Below are 2,228 nucleotides of genomic sequence, written 5' to 3' on the forward strand. Positions count from 1 at the left end.
TACTGATGAGGAAGTTGAACCGATAGAAATTAGATAAATTTAGGTGTTACTCCATATCGCCCAGTAAGTAATCTTCATCGCTACTCACTACTGCGCCGTGCTTTAAGAAGTTCTTACCTAGGATCATGCTGTATTCAAAGCGAGAGCGATCTTGAAGGTTTACCCTCACCTCTTTCTCTAGGTCACCCAACTTCACCTTCATTTCTACCACTGGGCGAATGTTCACCTTCTCGCCTTTCTTAGCTTTAATGCGCATTACATCAATCACAGGCTTAGTGAAGTCTTGCTTATCGCCTTGGTTGTTTTGATAGGTAAAGCTCACCATGTCTTGGCCGTCTTTCTTAAATCGTTTGATGTTGACTGCGTTCATTGAGCTTACATCTGCGCCTGTATCCAACTTGGCAGGGAATGTCATGCCGTTGACTTCAACAACCTCGATGTGCCCGACTTTAAACAAAGGCTCCGATTTCAAAAGATAATCAGATCGAGTATTCACATATACCCCATCTTTCGCCATCTTCTTACCTAAAACAAAGTAGGCCTCTTTCTCATTACTGTTAAGTACATCGATAGCAAACTCTTGTTGGCGAACTTTACCAGCGCCCAAAAACTCACCACTTACAACCGGACGAGTATCATCACCGACCTTAAGCTTCTTAATAATTGACTTTGTTATCTTCTGCTTCTCACCATTTACATCTGTAAGATAAAATTCAACAGAAGCCTCTTTGCCTTTACCTGTCATTTCAAAACTGTCGACCTTCAGCAAAGGCGTGTTGACAGTAAATGAAGCAACAGCCTTCATAGGAAAACCATCTAATGTGATATCTTCTTCCGGTGAGATAATCAGTGGCTCAGTCTTTTTCGCGACCTCGCTGAAATTCTCAGATCCTTCAGAAAGAATATTTTCAGCGTTGGTATCAATCATGAAAAGTTCGCTTGCGGTGCTTGTACCAAATCTCAACTGTGACACGCTACTCGAGCGGTCACGTAGGTACACCAGAACGTCTTTGGTTGTGTTTTCATCGAGTTGGACTGGTACATATACCAGAGGTCTCTTTTTACCACTCACGCTTAACATACGAACTAATGGCAGTGTCATCTCTTTCTGTTTGCCATCGTTGTCGAACATATCAAACGTCACTTCACTGTTCTTCTTATCTACGTCGATGTCTTTTGCATGAAGAATACTGTAGCGATTCTTTAAGGAGAAGGTCGCGTTCATCGCCATTCCGGAGATAGACACCACCTCTTTACGGCCAACAACCGTCGCGTTTTCCTGCTCTTGCAAATAGTCGTAACCAGCAAACACTAAGGCGTTGTCAGCAAGAAAGGTTTTGCCGATCAGCACTGGCGCAGAGAAGTGACTTCTGTCCGTCAGGTTAACGTCTGTTTTTAATTCATGGTCCGCAATAGTCAGCGACATCTTAACCGTAGGGCGAAGCAAAGGCGTGCTGCTGGTGCGGCTGCGTATTATGCTGACACGCTCTAAAGGTGCTTCGATTAATACCATGTCACCCGTACGTGGGTTTTGAACCTTGAAAGAGACCACAGCTTCATATTTCGCAAAGGTGCTGCCATCCCAATCATCGTAATCAACATCAGAATTGTTCAACAGGTCTTCGGTTAACGCCGCCATCAACTCTTTGTCTTTGAGATTTTGGTAATCGGGATTAGAGCTCTTCACATGAATGTCTTCCGCATGCATAGAAGTGGTTTCCGCACCGGTATCAATTTTACCAATGAAAGGAACGTCTTTTAGCCCTTGAACGCTAGATAGGTACACGTTCTCAGTACGACCTAATACCGACTTACCATCGAGTTCGTAAGTCGGGTTTTGAGTGGTGTGTGAAGTGTCTGTAGCCAAAGAATATTGTGTAAAAAGTAGAGTGCTTAAAAGAGTTAGAGCCAAAGGTATCTTTTTCATTAGTTGGTCCGTTGTGATCAGTTCACTAATAATACTGGCGATTCGGCAAATAGTTCCCCCACCAGCAATGGTTCTCACATAACGTTAACGCTATGAGTTTTTCGATGACAAACCGATGACTTTGCGCTGCATTCGCTTATCGATTATTGACTAATGGATACCCAACAACCTGTTCAATACTCAGTGTTACATTGGAGAAATGAATACAAAAAAGGCCAACGACAAGCGCTGACCTTAGCTATTCAAAACACACCTGAAGCGAGTTTAACTTGCTAAAACACAAACGGTTCTAGATAAACAT

At 43.1% G+C, this 2,228-nt stretch carries 1 protein-coding gene; it reads right to left on the reverse strand.

Annotated features, from left to right (window positions below; translation table 11 throughout):
• Nucleotides 1-46: 46 nt before the first annotated feature.
• Complete coding sequence (locus tag AB4653_RS24995; protein WP_102249573.1) at nt 47-1,927, reverse strand: RimK/LysX family protein; 1,881 nt, start codon at nt 1,925-1,927, stop codon at nt 47-49.
• Nucleotides 1,928-2,228 lie beyond the last annotated feature (301 nt).

The sequence above is a fragment of the Vibrio sp. 10N.222.48.A3 genome, assembly GCF_041475345.1.
Classification (GTDB): Bacteria; Pseudomonadota; Gammaproteobacteria; order Enterobacterales; family Vibrionaceae; genus Vibrio; species Vibrio tasmaniensis_A.